Origin of the sequence: Candidatus Phytoplasma asteris (assembly GCF_038505995.1) — a bacterium.
In the GTDB taxonomy this organism is placed as follows: domain Bacteria; phylum Bacillota_I; class Bacilli_A; order Acholeplasmatales; family Acholeplasmataceae; genus Phytoplasma; species Phytoplasma asteris.
The window spans coordinates 597,564-619,950 of sequence record NZ_CP128414.1 but is presented as its reverse complement, the minus strand read 5'-3'; the positions used below and the strand labels follow the sequence as shown (position 1 = coordinate 619,950).

Here is a 22,387-nt window from a genome sequence, read left to right as displayed (position 1 = left end):
TGAATTAAACTTGAAAAGTAACGATTTTATCAACAAAAAATTGTAAAAGGAAGTGTTAGAAAATGGAATGCATGCAACAAGCAATCGTTAAAAATTTTTATTTAGAAGTAAAAGTTAGATATTTAAAACAAAATGGTAGTTCAAAAAGACAATGGTTTGCTACTAATATTTGTGTAGGAACTGATAATTGTAAACAAAAATATGATGAAGTTCTTATGAATTTTACTCATATTGACGCTGATAATCCTGAGTTTTTTTTGCAACCCGGACAAGTTATTAAAGTGTTAGAAGGAAAAGTTAAGCAAAGTAAATGTGGTACTGTTTCTGAAGTTTGGTTAGATGTAGATAGTTTTCGCCAAACTGATGAAGAAGAAAAAAGCAAAATCAACTTCGTATAAGCGGAGTTGATTTTTTTATTATATAAGGGATGTTTTTTGGGTGTGATTTTGAATTATTCTATATTTCAAATATTTTTTTGATATGCCAAAAAGATTAAAAAGAATTTTTATTTAAAAACAACTTAGCTACATTATTGCTTGTTTGAGTAGCAACACATTGCAAAGAAATATTTCTTAATTGAGCAATTTTTTGGGCAATTAATTTGATATGATAAGGCTCATTGGTTTCATTTTGAAACGGATAAGGAGTTAAATAAGGACAATCAGTTTCTAATAAAATTTTATCTAGGGGAATAGTTTTTGCAATTTCGTGGGCAACTTGGGCATGAGGATAAGTAACAACTCCTCCAATTCCAATGTAAAAACCTAGTTCCAAAGCTTTTTTGGCTTCTTCTAAACTAAAAACTAAACAATGAAAAACTCCTCTAACTTGATTGCGATAAGGTAGTAAAAGTTGATAAATTTCTTCAAAAGATTTGCGTGCATGAATAATAATAGGTAAGTTATATTGGATAGCAATTTTAACTTGGGCTTGAAAAAACTTTTTTTGGACAGCTAAATTATCTTGTCTGTGATGAAGATCAAGGCCAATTTCTCCTATAGCAACTGTTTGCGGATGATTGAGGTATTTGATGATGCTTTCGGGAGTTTCTTGGGAAAAATCAGAACAAGGATGAATCCCAAAAGCTACCATTACTTCTTTATATTTATTAGCGATTTCATATGCTTTTTGGTTAGTTTTTTCATCCATGCCTATAACAATCATTTTTTTGACGTCATTATTCCAAGCTTTTTGAAAAACATCATCTAATTTATTTTTATATGTTTTAAGATTGAGATGAGCGTGAGTGTCTATTAACATTTTAATGTATTCCTTTTTTTGATTTTAAGGGGTTGGAAAATGGTTATTTTGTTGTTATTTATAAGTTTTAAAAAATGGTAAATATAAAAGATTAAAGAAGTGATTTTAGATTTGTTAATTTCATAGGGTAAATTATTTTGCAAGGTTAAAAGTAATAATAATTTATAATTAGATACATAAGAAAGCAAAACAAAAATTTATTTAATAAATGTTGGGCTTTTAATCTTTATTTTTCTTATTCTTTTTTTGGTTTTCATAATAAAAAATACTAATAGCAAATAAATTATGTTTTTTTGATAGTTTGGATAAAATCTTTTTCAAAATAAGCAAAATCTAACCATTTAAAAAATTTAACATATAAAAACCATAAAACACTATATGAATATAAAGTAAAATAGATATAAAAACAAATAAAATAAGTTAAAGAAATATAAAATAAAAATTTTGCCAATGTTTCTTTTTTTAATTCCACACTAAAAAATAGTGATAAAATCATTAGTATAACAGCTAAAACAAAAGAGCAACAAACTATTTTAGTTTTTTTCTCTTTAGAATTAAAACCTATATTGCCATCATACATGCATGCTTTAAAATCTGGCCTAATAGATTCACCAAAATCAATATTTTGAAGTGTTCCCCCCTTGTTAGGGTCTTTATTAAACAAATTCTTTACCTTGGGATCATTTAAATCCAATATAAAAAGGAATGCCAGAAAGAGTCAAAAATGGCAACAAATAAATAAAAGGTAAACTTAATGCCCAATATTTATCTGGGATTGTAAATATTTTGGCTTTTTCGAGAAAAGCTATGGTAAAATCTGCAAATAATAAGATAAAAAATAAAACTTTTCTAATTGTATATTTAGTAATCATTTATCATCTCCTTTTATTCAAAAATATTTGAGGATTTAATATTTAATGTTGTGCTTTATCTTTATTTTATTTTTGTTGTTTTATTTCGCTTCGTTTTCTTTTTCTTTTTTGGGTTTTCATAATTGCATCACCAATTTAAGGAAAAAGAACCTATTAAAGGTTCTTTTTTTGTTAAAAGATCAAATAATAATTATGCATGAATTGGTTTGTCAACGGCTCCTAAAAGAGCTTCAAAAGTAAGTTCTGATAAGGTAGGATGAGGATGAATTGCTTGAGATAGTTCGTAAGCAGTTCCTTCAAGTTCCATTCCTACAGCCATTTCACTAATTAATTCAGTAGCATTGTAAGCATAAATATGCATTCCTAAAATTTCTAAATGTTTTTTGCAAACAATTAATTTAGCAAAACCTTCTTTTTCGCCATCAGCTAAAGATTTGCCAACAGCTCCCAGAGATATTTTAGAAGCTTTATAATCCATTTGTTTTTCTTTGGCTTGTTGTTCGGTCATGCCAATAGAAGCAATTTCAGGAAAACCATAAATACAAGCAGGAACACGGTCATAATTAATGGGATGTGCTTTTTGTTCTAAAGCGTGAGTCACAGCTACAATACCTTCATGACTTGCCACGTGAGCTAACATGTGTTTGCCGTTTACATCACCAATAGCATATACTCCAGGAATTGAAGTTTGACAAAAATTATCAGTTTGGACGCTATTGCGGTTGAGGGCTAAATTTAATTTTTCTAAGCCTGCAAGATTGGCTTTGGTGCCTACAGCCATTAAAATAACATCCGAAGTAATTGTTTTGGCATTGCCTTTTTGAGTGTAGGTAGTTTGATTGTCATTAATTTTAGTTACTTCTACTTGATTCAAAATTTGGATGCCGTCTGCTTGAAGTTTTTTAGTGTATGCAACAACAACTTCCCTATCCATACCATTTAGAATAGTGTCTTGTCTTTCTAAAATAGTCACTTCACTACCAAAAGAATTAAAAATAGTTGCAAATTCTACTCCAATAACACCGCCTCCTACAATAGTAACTTTGGAAGGATAGCTTTCTAGTTGTAGTAATTCTTTACTAGTTTTAAGAATGCCTTTTTGATAAGCTTCTTGGGCACCTGGAATAGGAGGAACAAAAGCGGTACTGCCTGTTGCAATAATTAATTTTTGGGTGTGCAATAAGTTAGTGTCTACTTGGACTTCGCAAGGAGAAAGAACACTTGCAAAACCATGGTAAAAATCAATTTTATTTTTTTTCAGGAGAAAAGATATACCTGTAGTAAGTTGAGCAACAATTTTATTTTTGCGTGATAAAATGGAGGACCAATCAAAAGAAACGCCGTTTTGTACTTTAATTCCAAAATCAGCACAACGTTTGATATCTTTATACATTTTGGCACTTTTTAAATAAGCTTTGGTAGGAATACAGCCATAATTAAGACAAATACCACCTAATTTATGTTTTTCTACTAAAGCAACTTTAGCACCCATTTGAGCAGCTTTAATGGCAGCAACGTATCCACCAGGACCTCCACCAATCACTAAAACATCATAATTTTTCATAATTTGCCCTTGGTCTTTCTGTTAGGATAAAAGCAATAAAGTAGTATTATTTAGCAATTCTTTAACGCGTTTTAAAAATCTACCGCCATCAGCACCATCAATAATACGGTGGTCAATTGCTAAGGAAAGAGGAAGCATGTCTGCAATTACAATTTGACTGTTTTCAACTACAGGTTTTTTGGTGATTTTTCCTACTCCTAAAATAGCTAATTCAGGGTAATTGATAACTGGAGTGCCGTAAGTAATATCGATAGAACCAAAATTAGTGATAGTAAAAGTTCCGTTTTGAAGCTGATTTAATTCTACTTTTCTTTCGGTAGTGGCTTTGGCTACTTGTTGTAGTTGTTGTGCCATTTCTAAAAGAGTTAATTTGTTAGCATCTTTGATGTTAGGAACGATTAGACCGTCTTTGGTATCAACTGCTACTCCTAAATTAATGAATTTTTTGTAAGTAACTTCTTCTTTAACGTCATCATAACTAGCGTTAAATAATGGGAATTCTTGTAAGGCAATCGCTACTGCTTTCATGATAAAAGCCATAAAAGTTAATTTGATTCCTTGGGATTGTGCTTGATCTTTGGCTTGTTTGCGTAGTGTTACTAAAGCAGTAATGTTTACTTCGTCCATTAGAGTAGTTTCTGGGATTTTGCCTTTGGAAAGAACCATTTTTTGGGCGATGGCTTTTCTGAGGCGAGAAATTTTTACTACTTCTGTTTCTTGGCTAGATGTGGCAAAAGTTGGGGTGGGGGTTGGTTGTTCTTGGACAAAAGGGGTTGTTGGTTGTGGTGTTTGTGGTTGTGGTTGAGTTTGTAAAGGGTTAGTTGCGTTTTGTACATCTACTTTTAAGATTTTTCCATTTACACCTGTTCCTTTAATGGTTGAAAGGTCAAGTCCTAGTTCTTTGGCTAGACTTTTTACTAATGGAGTAGCAAGTACTTTTTGAGGTGGTAAAGAGGTTTGTGCGGATGTTTGTGCTTGTTGGGTGTCGTTTTTTTCTGTAGCAGCAGTTTCATTAGGGTTTTGAGAAGAAAACTTTTTAACATCTGCATCAGTGTCACCTGGTTCTTGGATTAAAACGATAGTATCTCCTACGCAAATAACTTCACCTTCATTAAGGTCTCTTTTTAAGATTTTTCCTGCTACAGGAGAAGTTAGTTCAACGTCTAATTTGTCAGTTTCAACTTTAACTAAAACATCACCTTCTTTTACTTGGTCGCCCACTTTAAAAAACCATCTTGTAATTGTACCTTCATGAATGCCTTCGCCGACATCAGCAAATTTAAATTCAAACATATTTTTATCTCCTTGATTATAATGCAGTTTAGTTTGGTTGGGGTTTTGTTGTTTGCTTTTTTAGTTTTTAATTTTTATTTTGGTATGTGTTTTGGTTGGTGGTTATGGTTATGATTGTGGTTTTTAGTTTTATTTAGATATTTTGAGTTTTTAATTTGATTTGGAAGTAGTTTTAATGTGTTGTTTTTCGGGACAAAAGAAAAGGGTTGTTTTGCCTTTATATTTTTATATCCTTATATCTTTTTGTTATCTTATTCGCAAACCACTTTTTTAATAGCATCAGCTATTTTTTCAGGGCTTAAAAACTGATAATGTTCTGCTTTGGCTAAAGGCATTGTGATATCATTTCCAGTAACTCTGGCAGGAGCTGCATCTAGGTATAAGAAAGCTTGTTCGTTAACTAAAGCCATTAATTCTCCTGCAGGTCCGTAAGTTTTACATGCTTCATGAACTACTAAAAAGCGTCCAGTTTTTTTAACAGATGTAATTACAGTTTCTCTGTCAATAGGATTAATAGTTCTTAAATCAATTAGTTCTACGGAAACATTAGGATCAAGTTGTTTAAGGGCTAATAGTGTTTCTGGTACCATTGCTCCCCAAGCTACAACTGTAATGTCTGTGCCTTCTTGAACGACTTTGGCTTTACCGATTTGGACTTCGTAATCTGTTTCGGGAACTTCTTGACGGAAACCACGATAAATTCTTTTAGGTTCCATGTAGACTACTGGATCAGGGTCGTTAATAGCAGCCATTAATAAACCTTTAGCGTCGTAAGGATTAGATGGAATAACTACTTTAAGACCAGGAACAGAGCCCAAAATTACTTCTAATGATTCGGAGTGATGTTCTAAGGATTTTACCCCTCCACCAACTGGGACTCTTACTACCATAGGTACTGTGTAATTACCACGACTACGGTTACGCAAACGGGCTGCGTGGGCAAATAGGTCTTCTAGTCCTACAAAAATAAAACCATCAAATTGGATTTCTGCAACTGGTCGCATGCCGTTAATTGCAAGTCCGATAGCACTTCCGATAATAGAAGATTCAGCAATAGGGGCATTAAAAACGCGAGTTTCTCCGTGTTTGTCTTGTAGGCCTTTAGTTACGCGGAAAACGCCGCCTAATTTTCCTACATCTTGTCCAAAAAGAACTACTCGAGGATCTTTTGCTAACTTGCTATCTAAAGTTTGATTAATTGCATCTAGTAATGTCATTGAAGCCATTATTATTTACCTTCCTTTGTGTTGAAAAAAGCTTTGCATTCTTCGTATTGTTCTTCTAATTGAGGAGTCATTTTTTCATAAGTGTATGCAAAAATATCTTTAATATCGATGTTGTTGCCTGTTTGTTCTACTTTTTGGTGTGCTAAAACAACTTCTTCTTGGGCTTCTTTTTCAAATTGTTCTACTTGTTTTTGAGTTAGATAACCTTTATTCATCAAGTATTTTTGAAAACGTACAATTGGGTCTTTTTTGCGCCACTCTAATTCTTCTTCTTTGCTACGGTAAACAGAAGCATTATCATTAGTGGAGTGTGCTTCTAGACGATAAGAAACATTTTCAATTAAAGTAGGTCCGTTTCCTTTTCGCGCTTCGTTAAAGGCTTCTTGGGCTGCTACATAAACAGCTAAAATGTCGTTGCCGTCTACTTGCATGCCAGGAATTCCACAAGCATAACATTTTTGAGCTAAAGTTTTAGCTTTGGATACTTTGTTACGAGGATTAGAAATAGAATACTGGTTATTTTGAATAAATACTACTAATGGTACTCCAAAAACAGCAGCATAGTTAAGACCTGCATTAAACTCTTCGTGTGCAGTTCCTCCGTCTCCAATAGTTGCAATAGTTACTTCTTTTTTATTTTGCATTTTGCTTGCTAAGGCAAGTCCTGCTCCTAAATTAACACTAGAGCCAATAATAATGTTAGCTGGTAAAATACGCAACTTAGGGTCTAGTTGAGAGCCTTTTTCATTGCCATACCAGTAAAGATAAAATTGTTCTAAAGAAACTCCACGGTAAAGAAAAATTCCTGCATCACGATAATAAGGTGATACCCAATCTTGGGGTTCTAAGGCAGCAGCGACACCTACTTGAGATGCTTCTTGCCCTGAGTTAAGTAAATAGTTTCCCATACGTCCCTGGCGTTGATATTTTAAGGCTGCTAAATCAGCTTGTCTACCTAAAACCATTGTTTTATACATTTTTAATAAAACATCTTTAGATAATTTTGGTTCTAATTCAGGTTGAACAAGGTTGCCATTTTCGTCAAGTATTTGGAATTGTTTACCTTTTAGGGGGTCGTACACATTCGTTAACATTGTAATACTCCTTATTTTATTTATATTAGTTTGTTTTTGATTAAATGTATTATACCTTTATTGTGTTACTAAATATAATTAATTTAGTGTTATTTGATAATATACATCTACACTTAAATTGTACTTGAAATTAAGACAAATGATGAAACAAAATAATGAAAATTGCAAGTTTAAGAGATAAAAAAAATACCATATATTATAATATATGGTATTTCAATTAATATTTATTTATTGTTGATGATGTCAACTGGTTTTTTGTTAGACCATTTATAAATAATGAAAGATATAAATAGTAGAGTCATTAAAAAGACATAACTAAATGATAATAAATTAAATAAAAGGACTCTTACAAAAGGATTGAAAGCTAAATATGGTGATGTAAACCATAATAAAATGCCTTTATTTTTCGAATTTACTAAAGAATTATCGAAAACCATAATGTCATTTTCACTTTCAAAATTGGGCAACGGTTTCATATCGAAAGATGAAAATAATATAGATGCATCTTTAAACCAAAGTAAAATACTTAATAATAATACAAAAGTTAAAACCATTTGGAATAAAGCAAAAAAGAATGCTTCAACTAAAAAGATTTTACCAACATTAACACCATTAGAACCTAAAGCTCTTAGAATACCCATTTTTTTATTTTGAAGTTTGGCACTCATAGAAAAATAAAGCATAATCATAGCACCTGGAACAGATAAAATCCAAACCCAGAACATAGGGCTACTTATAATTTGAATAATTTTAACAGCTATTTGCACAACACCAACAAACAAATATAATTCTACATATCCTTTATATCCTTCAAATAATTCATACATTTGATATATTTTATCACAGATTCCGAACCATTTATAACTCAAAAATGTAAAAGCAAAAAACATAAAAATAAAAGTTGCAATAGCAGTTACTAAAACAGTCAATGCCAAGAAAAACTTTTTATTTTTAAAACTCTTTAAAGCAGCCTTAGCAACAAACGAAAAAGGCAAACAACTAGGAAAAGATACAAAATCAGTATCTTGTTGTAATACTTTAGTCTCATCAGTTTTATCAAAGTTTTCTAAAGCAGGATTTTTAGTTAAGTTAGTTAAGTTTGCAATCATTTCAGCTGTAAGAACTTGACCTTCTTTAAATACTTGTTTTTTGTCTTTGCTTTTTTTAGTAGTGTCTTTTTTTCTTGTCATATCTGATATGACTTTACCATCTTTACATTCTAAAATACGATCAGCATATTTATAAGCACTTTCGCTATCATGAGATACAATAACTACTAATTTTTCTTTACTTAAATTTTGAAGTAAATCAAAAACTTGGGTTCCTGTTTCTGAATCTAGATTTCCTGTAGGCTCATCAGCAAAGACCATTTTAGGATTTTTCACCAAAGCACGAACAATAGCAACACGTTGTTTTTGTCCTCCTGAAAGTTCATTAACTCTTCTATTTAGGAATGAAACATCCAATCCTACTTGATTCATTAAATCATTAATTAAGGCAACATCTGGTTTTTTATTTTGTAATTGTAATGCTAAGACAATATTTTCAAATACATTCATATCTTCTATTAAGTTGAATTCTTGGAAAATAAAACCAATCATTCCATTACGATAATTATCTAAATATTTTTGATTAAAAGTTGTAATAGGAACTTTGCATACTTCAACTACGCCGCCGTTTGCAACATCAATGCCTGTTAAAACATTTAATAAAGTAGATTTACCAGAACCTGATTTACCTAAGATAAAAACCATACCTTTATCAGGTAATTTTAAAGAAACGTCTTGTAAGGACATCGTCATATTACCGCGTTTAGTAACGTAATTTTTGCTTAAATGGTTGACATTAAACATTTTTAAAGACTCCTTTAGTTTTTTTGTTGTTTTATTGATTAAAAAAATTTATAATTATACAAATGTAAAAAGGCAAAAAGATAAAAAGGGTAAAAAAACTAATTTAACTACCCTATTATTTTACTTATTTTACCACAAATATTATATTTGCATATACACTTAAAAAGCAATATTTTTTTTATCTATTTTTATCTAATTTCAATATGAAAGTGTTTAATCAAATTAGAAGTAATTTTTTCCATACAATGTTCTACATCTTGTTTTTCTAAGTTTTTATCTAAGTTATGGAAAAAAAGTCTAAGGGCAAGAGAATGTTTTTCTTTGGTTTTAGGTATTTGATAAACATCAAATAATTCACATTTGATTAAATCAAAAGGGGTAGTTTGTTTAATGGTTTGTTCGATTTGATAAAAGGAATATTTGGTATCTACTAAAAAGGCTAAATCACGAATAACAGTAGGAAATTTAGGAATTGGTTGGAAGGTAAACGTTTTTGTAGTGTTAAGAATTTCATCCGTTAAAAAAAGTTCACAAAGAAAACTTTCTTTTAAGTGGTATTTGGTATTAAGTTGGGGATGTGTTTTTCCGATAACTCCTATTATTTGATTGTTAAATAACAAATTGGCTTGCATTCCTGGATGAAAATTACTATGTTGTTGTGTTTTTTGATAAGTAAGGTTAATGCCTAGAAAAGCACTAATTTTTTCAAGGATGCCTTTGGTAACAAAAAAAGAACTTGAAACATCTTGTTTGTACCACAAGGAATTTAAGAAATGACCACTCAAAGCAAAAGCAAGACTTAATGTTTCTTGGTTGGGAAAATAAGTTTTTCCAATTTCAAAAAAAGCAGTATCAAAAGTTTGTCGTTTGTGCTGATAGCTTAAAACTTCTACTAAACTACTTAGCAAACTTTGTCTTAAAATCATTTTGTCTTGTGACAAAGGATTCATTATTTTGATAAAGGGTTTTTGAGGAGTAAAAACTTCAAACATCTCAGAGCTAATTAAACTGTAAGTAATAGTTTCATAAAATCCTAAATTAACTAAGAGTTTGCGCAATTCTCTAATATTTTTTTGTTTTAAGGTTAATTTTCCTTGAGTAGGGATTTGAATTGTTTGGGGAGGTAATTTATGGCAACCATAAAGTCTAGTTAAATCAGAAATGACATCTTCTTTAATTTTGATATCATAACGACGTAAAGGAGCTTGGAGGTTTAATTGTTCGTTTTTGTTCTGTGGTCCTAAATGTTTGGATGTATGTATCTGATAATCTAGGTTTAATAACCAATTTTTGATTTGAGTAGGGCACAAAGAAACGCCAATTTTTCTTGTAACAAAATCAAGATTCAAAGAAATAGTAGGATTGGTACGGTTTTTTTGTTTTGTAATTATAGGTTGGTAAGTAATTTTGCCATCTGCTAAAGTGACTAAAAGTTGGCATGCTTTTTGAAAAGCTAAAGGAATAAGACTTTGGTCAATGCCTCTTTCAAAACGTAGGGAACTTTCAGTTTTGGTTTTGAGTTTTTGACAAGTTTGGGCAATAGTTTGGGGCGAAAAATAAGCAGCTTCAAGAATAATTTTAGTAGTTGTAGGTTTAATGCTGCTTTCTAAAAGTCCTACAATACCAGCTAGAGCAATGGCTTTTTTGCCATCTGTAATAACTAAATCATTTTCATCTAAAACAAAATCATTTTGGTTAAGAGTTGTAATATTTTCTTGTGGTAAGGCTTTTCTAACTTTGATTTGTTTGATGTTTTCAGAATCAAAAGCTTGTAGGGGAATACCGTATTCGATTAAAATTAAATTAGTGATGTCAACAACATTGTTGATTGGGTTGATGCCTGATTGTAAGAGGGCGTTTCGCAACCATAAAGGAGAAGGTTTGATTTTGATGTTTTCCAGGATACAAGCGTTGTATTCATAACAACTGTCGTTTTCAATTTGGACTTTTAAAGGAGATTGAGGCAAGTTTGCAAAAAAATCGGGGTTTAATTGGGGGAGCGTTTTTGGGGTTGTTTGGTCTTCGCTGTTTTGTGTTTTGTAGTTGGTTGCTTTTGTTTCTTGATTGTTATTGGAACTTTGAGAAGACAAAACTGCTTTGAGATCTTTGGCAAAACCTAGGTGAGATAAAAGGTCACCACGATTGGGTGTAAGCCCTAATTCTAAGATAAAACAATCAAGTCCTAAAGGAATTAAAGCATTACTTCCCAAAGCAATTTGGTCGTTGGGGTCATCAAAAAGATAAATTCCTTCTTGTTCTTGGGGAGTTAAAAATTTGGTACTAATTCCCAATTCTTCCAAAGCACAAAGCATTCCTTCTGAAAAAACTCCATAAATTTTTTTGTTTTTAAGGGTGGCGTTGATGCCTTCCAAAAAAGAACCTTCTGAAGCTACAATAACTTTTTTGCCATTTTGTAAATTAGAAGCTCCACAAACAATTTTGACTACTTTTGTGCCAGTGTTAACTTCTACTAAATTTAATTTTTGGGAACCTTTAATTTTTTGAAAGTTAAGAATTTGCCCCACCACTAAATTAGTGTTTTTGGATAGGGGGAAAAAATTTTGCACTTCGGTAATATAATTGTTAGTTAAGGCAGAAATATTTTGGGAAAGGGGTTGCGAAAAATGGTTTTTTAAAATATTTTCAATAATTTTCATTGTTGGCGGTGTTCCTTGCAAATTGTTTTAAAAAGCGAATATCATTAGTATAAAAATGTCTAATATTGTCAATTTGATATTTAATCATAGCAATTCTTTCAATACCTATTCCAAAGGCAAAACCTTGATATTTTTCAGGGTCATAATTAGCGTTTTTAAGAACTTGGGGATGCACTAAACCAGCTCCTAAAATTTCTAAATATTCTTTGGTGCCATCTTTTTTGGTAATTACTAAATCAACTTCAATGCTAGGTTCGGTAAAGGGAAAATAAGACGGTCTTAAATGAATTTCTTGGGAAGTGCCAAATAATTCTTTGGTAATGAGTAAAAGAGTTTCTTTGAGATGGGAAAAATTAATGTTTTTGTCAATAACAAGTCCTTCGAGTTGCATAAATTGATGGCTATGAGTGGCGTCATCATCGTCTTTGCGGTAAACTTTTCCAGGAGAAATAATTTTGAGGGGTCCTCCTTGGCGAGCTTTCATTTCTTTGACTTGGACGTTGGAAGTGTGGGTGCGCAAAAGTTTTTGGGGGTCGATATAAAAAGAGTCTTGCATTGCTCTTGCGGGGTGGCCTTTGCCCATGTTGAGCATTTCAAAATTATAAAAATCAGTTTCAATTTCGTTGCCTTCTTTAATTTCATAGCCTAAAGATAAAAATAAATCTTCAATTTGTTCAATGATTTGATTAAGGGGGTGGGTGCTTCCTTGGAAAAATTTCAATCCTGGTAAAGTAGGATCAATTTCTTCTTGGAGCAATTTGGCGTTTAGTTGGTTTCTTTGTAAAATTTCTTTTTCTTTTTGTAAAGTGAAAATAATTTCTTTTTTTAAAACGTTAATTAATTTGCCTGCAACTGCTTTTTGGGCATGAGGAAGGCTTTTTAGCTCTTGGGTAAGTTCAAACAAGATGCCCTTTTTGCCTAAAAATTCTTTGTCTAAGGTCATTAATTGGTCTAAATCATGTTTGTTTTTTTGTAAACTGGTGTGAAATTGTGCGGTTAGATTTTTGATTTTGGTTTGCATAAAAATGATAACACTTTCTTTATTTTGGAAATGAAAAATATTGGGGTTGGGGTTAAAATTAAAAACTACATTTGAATTATCAAAATAATGTTTCCTTTAGTAAGTAACGATAGCCACATTCCTAAGGTAGCTCCTAATAAAACTCCTAAAGAAACGCCAAAAGATCCTTTTTTTAATCCTAAAATAGTACCTCCTAAAAACATTCCTGCTACCATTGCTGTTAAATGTAGTTGTGTGGTTTTTTGGTAAATATCTGTTTGAGTAGGTTTACTTAAATAAATTGCTAATACAACAATGACAATAGAGTTAAAAATAATGCAATTGCTTAATAGTTTGCTACTTAAAAAAGGTTTTTTGGGTGTGTTGGTTTGGGGCAAATTGTTTTTTTTAATTAAGGCTTTTCTTGGTTTTTGGTTCATATAAATATCCTTTCTGGGATAAAGTTGTAAAAATTTGGAGTTGCAAAATGGGTGTTAGAAATGTTTGCAAAAAATATAATTTGTGATTTGTGATTTTGGATTAGTTTTTTTATTTTATTATTTGTTTTTTATTATTTGGTTCGCACAAAACAATTAAAAGCAAAAAATAAAGTTAAGTTAAGTTGGGGATTGTTGAATAAAATTTATTTGTCCTTATAAGCTTCATTATGCACTCCTAATGCAGCGCGTCCTGAAGGGTCGTTTATTTGTTAAAAGCTTTGTCCCATTCGATAGCTTTTGCAGTACAGCAAGCAATTGAAGGACCACCAGGAACAAGACTTATTTCACTTGGCAAAGGAAATAAGGTTTCAAAAATTTCGCGATACATGTAGCCTTCTTTGTTTGTAGGAGTATTGTAAGGTAAACGAACATAAGCATTTTTTAATTGTGTATCTGTGATTTTGGTTTGGGCAAGTTGTTTTAAAGCATCAATCCAACTGTAGCCTACTCCATCAGAAAATTGTTCTTTTTGGCGCCATACAATCTTTTTGGGTAAATAAGATTCAAATGTTTGTCGTAGAATATGTTTTTCTATTTTGCCATTTGTGCCACACATTTTATCTTTGGGATTAATTCTCATAGCAACATCTAAAAAGTTTTTGTCTAAGAAATGCACTCGCGCCTCTACTCCCCAAGCACTCATTGCTTTGTTTGCTCGTGCACAATCATATAAATGTAATGAAGCTAATTTACGGACTGTTTCTTTGTGGAATTCTTGAGCATTAGGGGCTTTATGAAAATATAGATAACCTCCAAAAATCTCATCAGCACCTTCACCAGAAAGAACCATTTTGATGCCCATAGCTTTAATTTTGCGAGCCATTAAATAAATAGGAATTGATGCGCGAATAGTTGTAATATCATACGTTTCAATGTGATAAATAACATCTTTTAAAGCATCTATGCCTTCTTGAATAGTAAAATTAATTTCATGATGGACTGTTCCTAAATGATTGGCTACTTCTTTGGCAGCTTTGAGATCAGGAGCGCCTTTAAGACCTACAGCAAAAGAATGAAGTGAAGGAAACCAAGCCTCTTTTTTACTTGATTCTTCTATGCGGTGTTTGGCAAATTTTTTAGTGATTCCAGAAATAATAGAAGAGTCAAGACCAACAGATAAAAGTACGCCATAAGGAACATCAGACATTAAATGTTTTTTTACTGATGCTTCAAGAAAATTGCGTAATTGGGTTGTGTTGGTTTGGTTGTTGTAAACATTTTGATAATCCATCCAATTACGTTTATAATATTTCACCATTTTGCCAGATTCACTAGATAAATAATTTCCTGGAGGAAAAATAGAAAGGGTTTGGCAAATGGGAATTAAGGCTTTCATTTCAGAAGCTATATAAAAATTTTGGTTAAGGTCATATCCCATATAAAGTGGAATTATTCCCATATGATCGCGTCCTATAAGATAGGTGTTTTTTGTAAGATCATATAAAATAAATGCAAACATTCCTTGTAATTCATCTAAAAAATTAACACCTTTTTCTTGATATAGTGCTATAATAACTTCACAATCTGATTCTGTTTGAAATTCGTATTTATCTTTGTATTGTTGGCGTAAATCTAGGTGGTTATAAATTTCTCCATTTACTGCAAGTACTAAGGTTTTGGTTTTATTATAAAGTGGTTGAGCTTCAGCATTAACATCTACAATTGATAGTCTTTCGTGTGCTAAAATGGCTTTTTGAGAGGCAAAAATTCCTGACCAATCAGGTCCTCGATGACGCATCAAACTGGAAAGTTTAAGAGCTTGGTCACGCAACATTTGTGGATCGGTTTTAATATTTAGTATTCCAAAAATTGAACACATTTTATTCTCCTTTTAAACGCATTGAAAACACATTTTATTTTTTCTTCGATAAACAACTTCATAACAAATTATAATCTTTAAAAAAATCATATAAAGCGTTTTTTTCGATGTGAGGAGCAGTTAAATTGGCAACTTTGTGAAGAGTTTCATAATGAGTATTTGCCATGACGATTCCTATATCTGCAAATTGAAGCATTTCAAAATCGCTGCAACCATCTCCCATGCAAATTAATTGGCAGTCTTTGTGTTCTTTCATAATTGCTTGGATAACATAAGCTTTATTAACTTGTTTGGCACTTAAACTTACAACACCATTTTTCCAATAATAAGCGTGGAGTTGTTCAAAATCTTTTAAAAAATCAACAACAAGGGAGGTATTTGGATGAAATAAATTAATTTTGTAAATAGGTTTTTCTAAATGAAGATTGCTTTTTATGGGATTTTTTTTCAACATTACATTATCAAACAAACTTTTAGAATCAGGATCTGTTGTTTGGGTTATGCCCTTTTCTTCTAAACTGACATTGAGAACTATGATTCCTTTTTTTTGGGCTTGGCAATTTAGTTTAATTACAAGTTCTTGGGGGATGCAAGTTTGTTGGACGATATTTGTGGCTTTCCAAGTAATAGCTCCATTTAGAACAACAAAATACTTAAATAAAGAAGTAAGTTCTTTTAAAACGCTTTAACCTTTGTAGTTTCTTCCTGTAGCAATTCCTAAAATATTATTGGGGTTTTGCGCTAGGGTTTGTAAAAGTTTTGTGGTTTGTGAAGGAATTTCTTTGGTTTTGACGTTGTATAAAGTTTGGTCAATATCAAAAAAGAATAGTTTTTTCATATTTGTTCCTTTATTCCTTGATATATTATAATCAAAAGATAACTAATTAATGCAAAAATTAAAGAAAAAAATAAATGACATAAAATATTATACAAATCAAATATTTTTATTTTGTCATAAATAAACTTTTAAACTTTGGTATAAATAAAAGCATTTCCAAAAATCACTTTTTTGATAATAAATTTTTTGGGCTGATATGCATTTGTTTTTTTGATATTCAAAAGGATTGTCAAAAAAGATTTTAGCTAAACGATGAAAAATAATTTTTGCTCCCTTTTTGCCAACTTCAGGATGTAAAGGGTTTTTGGAATAATCACAAATTTTTAAATTCAAAAGAAAATGTTCTAATAAATTACAATACACCAAATTAATGCCTTTTTGGTATTCAAAAGGGTGGTGTTTGGCGTATTTGGGATTTGATAATCCTCTTGCTTGATATTCTTTTATGTGGTGTATTTCTAAGCCTTCAGCTGTTTTTTTGATATTTGGGTTAGTTTGAGTAAAACTTGCATCCATAAAATAAGAGCCACTTACTAAACCGTATTTTGTTTTAAAAAAAGTTACTGATTGATCGTATGTTAAAAGCATCATAATTTCAATATCAGTTATTTTTTTGGTCTTGTTGTAATTTATCAAAAATGGTGTGAATGTCTTGTAAATGTTTTAATATATTGTTGCATTTACGATTGGAGTTCCAAAGAAATTTCATCAAAAAGAAATTATTTATTTTTTTTAATTCACAATAAATGGCATGATAAAAATAAAATGTTTGCATCCATAAACTGATTTTTTCTGATAAAAAGACAATATTTTTTTTGATGTTGACTTTTTGTTTAAAATGTATTGCGCAAAAAATGATTACTAATATTGTTACAATTAATAATTTATTCATTTTTATCCTCTTTTATTTATTTTTATTGATTGTGTAATTGTTTAAAAAACAGATTTAATCAAATTAATAAACAAAAAAATGAAAAGCAAAGCAAAGCAAAAAATATGAAAAAGGCAAAAGGAGCAAAATATAGAAATATAATAATTTTAAATAATTTAATAATGTGTTTGTATTTACAATAATTTTGAATAATAAAATAATATTTAAGATTTATTTTTTTGATTAATTAATAAATTATGAAGTCCAAAGCCTAATGTTTTTTTTTGTTTAATGACAAGTTCTTTTAAAGGTAATTCGGGGTGTATTTTAGGTTCGTAATCCGAATATGGATAATATTTAACTTCTTTTAAATCTTTGTTTTGTTCTAAAGTATTGCGGTTTAGGCCCATTTTATCAAGGGTGCCTGCAAAAATTAAATTAGTTAATAAAGGTTCGGTGAGGAAAGGAAACAATTGTTGTTTAAAGGTTTTAAAAGAATAATAAAGGGGCATTTGGGCAGTTTTAGTTAATTTTTGGTGTTCTTTAATTAATTTTTTTTGTTCTTTCATTAATTCTTGGCAAAAAGCAACATTTATTCCTTTAATAATAGTTAGAGGCAAAAATAATTTATTGTCTTTGAAATAATATTTATCTTGGCTACTAAATATATGGGGTGGTTCTATAATGATACCTTTTTGGATAACTTCTTTGAGCAAAATTTCTGTCTGGGTTGCATCTCCAATAGCATCATTTAATAAAGTAATTACAAAAGCAAGAAAATGATTAGCTTTCAAATAAGCCATACGATAACTAATTAAAGAATAAGCGACACTGTGACTTTTGTTAAAACCGTAATTGGCAAATTTTAAAATATAATCATAAAGTTTGTTAGCTATTGTAAGGTTGCGTCCTTGTTCTTTGCTTTGGGCAATGAAGTTGTTTTTTTCTTGCAATAATAAATCTTTTTCCTTTTTGCTAATAGCTCTTCTAAAAAGGTCTGCTTGGGCAAGACTGTATTTGGCAAAGACAGCTACAATTTGCATAATTTGTTCTTGATAAAGAATAATGCCATAAGTAGGTTGGAGGATAAAATCAATTAAGGGGCTAAAAAAAGTGGTAGTTTTTTGATGGCGGTTTTTTAAAAACATATTAAAAGAATCGATGGGTCCTGGTCTATTTAAGGCAAGTAAGGCAATTAGGTCTTCGAACTTTTGGGGCATCATTTTTTGTAAAAAGATTTTGGCGTTATAAGATTCTAATTGAAAAATCCCTATTGTTTTTCCTTGTTGCAACAGCTCGAAAGTTTTTGTGTCGTTTAAAGGGATTTTAAAAAGACCAAAATGGGGATTAGTTTTTTGAATGGCTAAAACCATTTTATTCATCAAAGTAAGACTTCTTAATCCTAAAAAATCTATTTTGAGAAGTCCGATTGATTCCAGGAAAGAAGCTTCCCATTGGGTTTGTTGTAAGTTATTATGAGTGCCTTTTTGTAAGGGAATAATTTGATCAAGGGGCATTTGGCTTAAAATAATTCCTGCTGGATGGGTTCCTGTAAACCGTGGTATTCCTTCGATATAAGATGCCATTGTAAGTAATTTTTTCATTTGCAAATCCAAAGTTTCTTTTTGATAAGTGCTTTTTTTATCCAAATATGCCAAAACGCGTTTAGTTTGGAATTCCTTTACTGTGGGCATAAATTTAACTAATTCATTGATAATGGCTTTTTGGCTTACAAATCTACCAAAAGTAATAATACTTGCTACGTGTTTGGTGCCGTACTTTTGACAAACATATTGAATAATTAAATCTCTTGTATTTTCTGGAAAATCAAGGTCAATATCTGGCATAGTTTTTCTTTGAGGATTTAAAAAACGCTCAAAAATAAGGTCATATTGTAAAGGGTCAATCTCTGTAATTTGTAAACAAAAACACACCAAAGAACCCGAAGAAGAGCCTCTACCAGGACCTACTAAAATACCTTGTTTTTTGGCGTATCTTACAACATCACCTACAATTAAAAAATAATTGTCATATTCCATATCAGCTATAATTTGTAATTCTTGATCTAGCCTTTGTTGGTATTTGGTATATTTAGGGTTTTTAAAATCGATGTATTGGCGCAAACCTTCATAAGAAATTTGTTTTAAGTACTCTTTGGCAGTTATTTTTTGGGGTTGTAAAAAATCAACAAAGGAAGGCAACAACATTTTTTGTGGTAAATAATTTTGATATTTAATAGAAAAGATTAATTTTTTTAAATAAGCAAACATTGCTTTATGTGTTTGGGCGTTGTAGGCGCTATCAAAATTATCTTTGGTTAAAAAAGATAAATCAGTTTGGTCGTCGTTTTTTTTATTTTCCATTTGTGCAAGTATTTGATAGGTTGGTTGGGCTTGAAAAGTATCATAGCAAGTTTTGTTAATTGGTACATAAGGAATTTGGAAGTGGTTTGCAAAATCAATGATGTTTTCAGAAAGTAATTCCAAAAAGGAGTTTTGATAAGAAATACCTAATACAAGTTCGTCAAATATTTTTTGTAATTGATTAGCTATTTGAAAAAATTTATCTTTTTGGTCGCGAAAAAACATATCATCAAAAAAGGGATTTTCTCCAGGAATCAAAGCAAACAAATCTTTACCTAAATGAGCAATTTGATTTAATGTAATTTGGGGTGTTTCTTCATTTTTAATAATAGTTGAAATTTGAATTAAATTTTTGATTCCTTGGTCGTTTTTGGCATAAATTAAAAGTGTTGCTAGTTGATTGTTGTGCAAAAAATTTATTTTTAGTCCTAAAATAGATTTGATTTGATAGTTATGGCATAATTTTAAAAAAGTTGGCATGCCATATAAATTATCATCGCTCAAAGCAACAAAATCATAATCATTTTCTTTGGCTTTTTGTACCAAAGTTTCTAAAGAATTAAGACTTTGTAATAAGCTATAAAAACTTTGCAAATAAAAAACGCCTCTCATAATTGCACTTCCTTGCTGGCTGAAAAATAAAAGTATTGTTGTTTTGGATGTTTGTTTGTTTGGATGTTTGTTTGGATTTTCTAATTTTATTTATTTTTTGTGATTTGCAAAAACTTTATTCATCTTCCCAATCTGTTTGGAACTCTTTTTCCCAATTTTCTTCTAATTCGTCTTCCCAATTTTGGCTTTGCCAATTTTGCAAATTTGGCGAACCATCCCAGTTTTTCTGTCTAGTTCTTGATGACGACGAATTTATTATTGCATCTCTTTGTTTTGGTTCTGCTTGCGAACCATCTTTTAACCAAAAAAGGTATAAATTTTTAATACCTAATCGAGAATTTTTTAAATCTTCGATGCTATGAGTGTTATTGCCATAGCCGTATTTGGATAAATCAATGTCTTTTTGATAGACATATATTAATTTCTTTGGGGCATTTTTGATGCAAAAAGGTTTTTTTAAATTTTGCAAAGAACACAAATAATAACAAAAAGAAGGGTAGTTAATGCAAACAGGAAAAGAATCGGGGAATTTTTCTTTGATATAATTTTGGACTTGTTCGGCTGAATCTAGATAAATATCGTGAACTTTGGGTTTTGGGAATGTTGCATTATGATTTGAGTTTGGTATTTTGGCAAAAGTAAAGTTAGTTAAAAAATAAACTCCACAAATTAAAATTAAGGAAAAAAATGTAAAAATTGCTCCTAAAATAATTATAATTGTCTTTTGTTTAATTTTTTTGCTCCCTTCGGTTGTTTTTGCAACACAAAATATTTAATTATCATTAACCCATTTTATATAAAATATTTTTGACCTTTTTTTATTTTCGGATTTTTGGGCTTTGGTGATTTGGAGATTTTTGCTTTTGGGAATAATTTATTTTTGGCTTGTTGGTTTTTGCTTGCTTTATTCGTTATCGTTATTCGTTAGGACTTTATTTGCTGTTTTGTTTTGACTAAATTTATTTTGATTTTTACAATGTGGAAATAAAATAACATCACGAATATTTGCAGTATCGGTTAAAAGCATAACCAAACGATCAAGTCCCATTCCAAGACCACCAGTTGGAGGCATGCCATAATTAAGGGCGTTTAGGAAATCATAGTCCATGTCATTGGCTTCGTCGTTGCCTAATTGTTTTTGTTGTAATTGATTTAAAAAACGTTTTTCTTGTTCGATAGGGTCGTTAAGTTCGCTAAAAGCATTAGCAAATTCCTTACCTACAATAAAAAGTTCAAAACGGTCAGTAAAGCGAGGATCAGCTTCGTTTTGTTTTGCCAAAGGACTTATTTCCAGTGGATGTCCGTAGACAAAAGTAGGCTGAATGAGAGTGTTTTCTACGTATTTTCCAAAAAAAGCCTCAATGATATGTCCTTGACTAAAATGGGGCATAACTTCAATTTGGTGTTTTTTTGCCAAAGAAAGGCATTGTTCCAAGGTAAAATTATCTGTAAAATCAATTCCTGTTTTTTCCTTGATTGATGCAACCATACTTACTTTTGCAAAATGGGAAAAATCAATTTCTTGGTTTTGGTAAGTAAATTGCAACTTGCCAAACAATTTTTGGGCCAATTCTTGCAAGCATTGCTTTGTTAAGTCCATAATATCTTGCATATCAGCATAAGCCAAGTAAGCCTCAATAGTGCTAAATTCGGGATTATGTGTGGCATCAATTCCTTCATTTCTGAAAAGACGTCCGATTTCATAGACTTTATTCATTCCACCAACAATTAATTTTTTAAGGGGTAATTCGGTAGCAATTCTCAAGTAAAAATCACAATTAAGAGCGTTGTGATGAGTGATAAAAGGTTTGGCAGAAGCGCCTCCCAAAGTTGGTTGTAAAATAGGAGTTTCTACTTCTAAAAAGCCCTGATTATCAAAAAAATTTCTAATGTATTTCATAATCAAACTGCGAGTTAAAAATACTTGTCTTGTTTTTTCGTTTACGATTAGATCAACATAGCGATTTTTTCTCATCTCTTCGCGGTTTTGCAAGCCATGAAATTTGTCAGGTAAAGGTTTTAGGGCTTTGGTAAGATGAATAAATTCCAAGGCTTTAATGGTTAATTCTTGCGTTTTGGTTTTAAATAAAAAACCTTTGATGCCTATGATATCTCCTAAATCACAATTTTGATAAATCTGAAAAGCATCTTTGCCCACTAAATCCAGTTTTATATATGCTTGCATTCGGAAATTAAAATCTTGTAAATGCAAAAAACCTGCTTTGCCTTGTCCTCTTTTTAAAACGATTCTGCCAGCTACACAAACATGGATTTGTGATTGTTCGAGAGCTAGACTATCTGCTTTTTGGTATTGCAAAAGAATTTGTTCGATGGAATGAGAAGGGACAAATTTTTTTCCAAAAGGATCGATGTTTATTTTTTTTAATTCATTCATTTTTTGATGTCTAATAATTTCTTGTTCGCTTAATTTTGTTGCCATTTATATGCTCCTTGCATCATTTAATTTTTTTAAACATTTAACCTTTATTATATCAAAAAAACTTTGGTTTTGGTGATGTTTTTGGAAGGGTTGGGGATTTTTTTGTGGGGAAATGCAATTTTTTT

Annotated in this window: 17 protein-coding genes and 2 pseudogenes; 1 reads left to right on the top strand and 18 read right to left on the bottom strand. The window is 30.8% G+C overall.

The window, feature by feature from the left end; genetic code table 11:
* Positions 1–71 precede the first annotated feature (71 nt).
* Positions 72–398 (top strand): hypothetical protein, encoded by a 327-nt coding sequence (locus QN326_RS03295; protein WP_034172381.1) that lies wholly within the window; start codon positions 72–74, stop codon positions 396–398.
* A 94-nt stretch (positions 399–492) separates the two neighbouring features.
* Here the strand turns inward: QN326_RS03295 and QN326_RS03290 are convergent, their stop codons facing one another.
* The 18 genes and pseudogenes from QN326_RS03290 to lysS form a co-directional block, all read right to left on the bottom strand.
* A complete protein-coding gene (locus QN326_RS03290) occupies positions 493–1,260 on the bottom strand; it encodes a TatD family hydrolase (protein ID WP_034172379.1) in 768 nt (255 codons plus the stop codon).
* A 283-nt stretch (positions 1,261–1,543) separates the two neighbouring features.
* Positions 1,544–1,924, bottom strand: a complete 381-nt coding sequence (locus QN326_RS03285; RefSeq protein WP_342386480.1) for a hypothetical protein — start codon at positions 1,922–1,924, stop codon at positions 1,544–1,546.
* A gap of 16 nt (positions 1,925–1,940) precedes the next feature.
* The gene (locus QN326_RS03280; RefSeq protein WP_034172377.1) at positions 1,941–2,132 is read right to left on the bottom strand and encodes a hypothetical protein; all 192 of its coding nucleotides are present in this window, start codon (positions 2,130–2,132) and stop codon (positions 1,941–1,943) included.
* A 190-nt stretch (positions 2,133–2,322) separates the two neighbouring features.
* Positions 2,323–3,696, bottom strand: a complete 1,374-nt coding sequence (gene lpdA / locus QN326_RS03275; RefSeq protein WP_342386479.1) for a dihydrolipoyl dehydrogenase — start codon at positions 3,694–3,696, stop codon at positions 2,323–2,325.
* A 21-nt stretch (positions 3,697–3,717) separates the two neighbouring features.
* Entirely contained in the window at positions 3,718–4,989 is a 1,272-nt protein-coding gene (locus QN326_RS03270) for a dihydrolipoamide acetyltransferase family protein (protein ID WP_342386478.1), read from the bottom strand.
* A gap of 251 nt (positions 4,990–5,240) precedes the next feature.
* Positions 5,241–6,215: an alpha-ketoacid dehydrogenase subunit beta gene (locus QN326_RS03265; RefSeq protein WP_011160950.1), complete on the bottom strand. Its 975-nt coding sequence runs from the start codon at positions 6,213–6,215 to the stop codon at positions 5,241–5,243.
* 2 nt (positions 6,216–6,217) lie between these two features.
* A complete protein-coding gene (gene pdhA / locus QN326_RS03260) occupies positions 6,218–7,309 on the bottom strand; it encodes a pyruvate dehydrogenase (acetyl-transferring) E1 component subunit alpha (protein WP_011160949.1) in 1,092 nt (363 codons plus the stop codon).
* A 224-nt stretch (positions 7,310–7,533) separates the two neighbouring features.
* Complete coding sequence (locus QN326_RS03255; protein WP_034172374.1) at positions 7,534–9,162, bottom strand: ABC transporter ATP-binding protein; 1,629 nt, start codon at positions 9,160–9,162, stop codon at positions 7,534–7,536.
* Positions 9,163–9,350: 188 nt separating this feature from the next.
* Positions 9,351–11,819, bottom strand: coding sequence for a phenylalanine--tRNA ligase subunit beta (gene pheT / locus QN326_RS03250; RefSeq protein ID WP_342386477.1), 2,469 nt, complete (start codon positions 11,817–11,819; stop codon positions 9,351–9,353).
* Entirely contained in the window at positions 11,806–12,840 is a 1,035-nt protein-coding gene (gene pheS, locus QN326_RS03245; protein ID WP_342386476.1) for a phenylalanine--tRNA ligase subunit alpha, read from the bottom strand. The genes pheT and pheS overlap by 14 nt, the downstream gene beginning before the upstream one ends.
* A 65-nt stretch (positions 12,841–12,905) precedes the next feature.
* Entirely contained in the window at positions 12,906–13,259 is a 354-nt protein-coding gene (locus QN326_RS03240) for a hypothetical protein (RefSeq protein ID WP_034172371.1), read from the bottom strand.
* Positions 13,260–13,462: 203 nt separating this feature from the next.
* A pseudogene (asnB, locus tag QN326_RS03235) lies at positions 13,463–15,138 on the bottom strand (asparagine synthase B).
* A 58-nt stretch (positions 15,139–15,196) separates the two neighbouring features.
* Positions 15,197–15,976, bottom strand: a pseudogene (locus QN326_RS03230) (HAD-IIB family hydrolase).
* A gap of 114 nt (positions 15,977–16,090) precedes the next feature.
* On the bottom strand, positions 16,091–16,612 hold the full coding sequence (locus tag QN326_RS03225) for a hypothetical protein (protein ID WP_342386474.1): 522 nt from the start codon (positions 16,610–16,612) through the stop codon (positions 16,091–16,093).
* Positions 16,578–16,868, bottom strand: a complete 291-nt coding sequence (locus QN326_RS03220) for a hypothetical protein (protein ID WP_034172368.1) — start codon at positions 16,866–16,868, stop codon at positions 16,578–16,580. Before QN326_RS03220 ends, QN326_RS03225 begins: the two co-directional genes overlap by 35 nt.
* A gap of 203 nt (positions 16,869–17,071) precedes the next feature.
* Positions 17,072–19,822 carry a DNA polymerase III subunit alpha gene (gene dnaE, locus QN326_RS03215; protein WP_342386473.1) on the bottom strand — a complete coding sequence of 917 codons (2,751 nt, stop codon included), beginning with the start codon at positions 19,820–19,822 and terminating at the stop codon, positions 17,072–17,074.
* 115 nt (positions 19,823–19,937) lie between these two features.
* Positions 19,938–20,291 carry a hypothetical protein gene (locus tag QN326_RS03210; RefSeq protein WP_034172383.1) on the bottom strand — a complete coding sequence of 118 codons (354 nt, stop codon included), beginning with the start codon at positions 20,289–20,291 and terminating at the stop codon, positions 19,938–19,940.
* Between the two features lie 435 nt (positions 20,292–20,726).
* Positions 20,727–22,262 (bottom strand): lysine--tRNA ligase, encoded by a 1,536-nt coding sequence (gene lysS / locus QN326_RS03205; RefSeq protein ID WP_011160938.1) that lies wholly within the window; start codon positions 22,260–22,262, stop codon positions 20,727–20,729.
* Positions 22,263–22,387: the final 125 nt, after the last annotated feature.

Excerpts from the sequence above, each read along its gene's own strand:
- QN326_RS03295 (WP_034172381.1), top strand. The coding sequence starts at position 72 with ATGCAACAAGCAATCGTTAAAAATTTTTATTTAGAAGTAAAAGTTAGA.
- QN326_RS03290 (WP_034172379.1), bottom strand. The coding sequence starts at position 1,260 with ATGTTAATAGACACTCACGCTCATCTCAATCTTAAAACATATAAAAAT.
- QN326_RS03280 (WP_034172377.1), bottom strand. The coding sequence starts at position 2,132 with ATGATTACTAAATATACAATTAGAAAAGTTTTATTTTTTATCTTATTA.
- lpdA (WP_342386479.1), bottom strand. The coding sequence starts at position 3,696 with ATGAAAAATTATGATGTTTTAGTGATTGGTGGAGGTCCTGGTGGATAC.
- QN326_RS03270 (WP_342386478.1), bottom strand. The coding sequence starts at position 4,989 with ATGTTTGAATTTAAATTTGCTGATGTCGGCGAAGGCATTCATGAAGGT.
- QN326_RS03265 (WP_011160950.1), bottom strand. The coding sequence starts at position 6,215 with ATGGCTTCAATGACATTACTAGATGCAATTAATCAAACTTTAGATAGC.
- pdhA (WP_011160949.1), bottom strand. The coding sequence starts at position 7,309 with ATGTTAACGAATGTGTACGACCCCCTAAAAGGTAAACAATTCCAAATA.
- QN326_RS03255 (WP_034172374.1), bottom strand. The coding sequence starts at position 9,162 with ATGTTTAATGTCAACCATTTAAGCAAAAATTACGTTACTAAACGCGGT.
- pheT (WP_342386477.1), bottom strand. The coding sequence starts at position 11,819 with ATGAAAATTATTGAAAATATTTTAAAAAACCATTTTTCGCAACCCCTT.
- pheS (WP_342386476.1), bottom strand. The coding sequence starts at position 12,840 with ATGCAAACCAAAATCAAAAATCTAACCGCACAATTTCACACCAGTTTA.
- QN326_RS03240 (WP_034172371.1), bottom strand. The coding sequence starts at position 13,259 with ATGAACCAAAAACCAAGAAAAGCCTTAATTAAAAAAAACAATTTGCCC.
- QN326_RS03220 (WP_034172368.1), bottom strand. The coding sequence starts at position 16,868 with ATGAATAAATTATTAATTGTAACAATATTAGTAATCATTTTTTGCGCA.
- dnaE (WP_342386473.1), bottom strand. The coding sequence starts at position 19,822 with ATGAGAGGCGTTTTTTATTTGCAAAGTTTTTATAGCTTATTACAAAGT.
- lysS (WP_011160938.1), bottom strand. The coding sequence starts at position 22,262 with ATGGCAACAAAATTAAGCGAACAAGAAATTATTAGACATCAAAAAATG.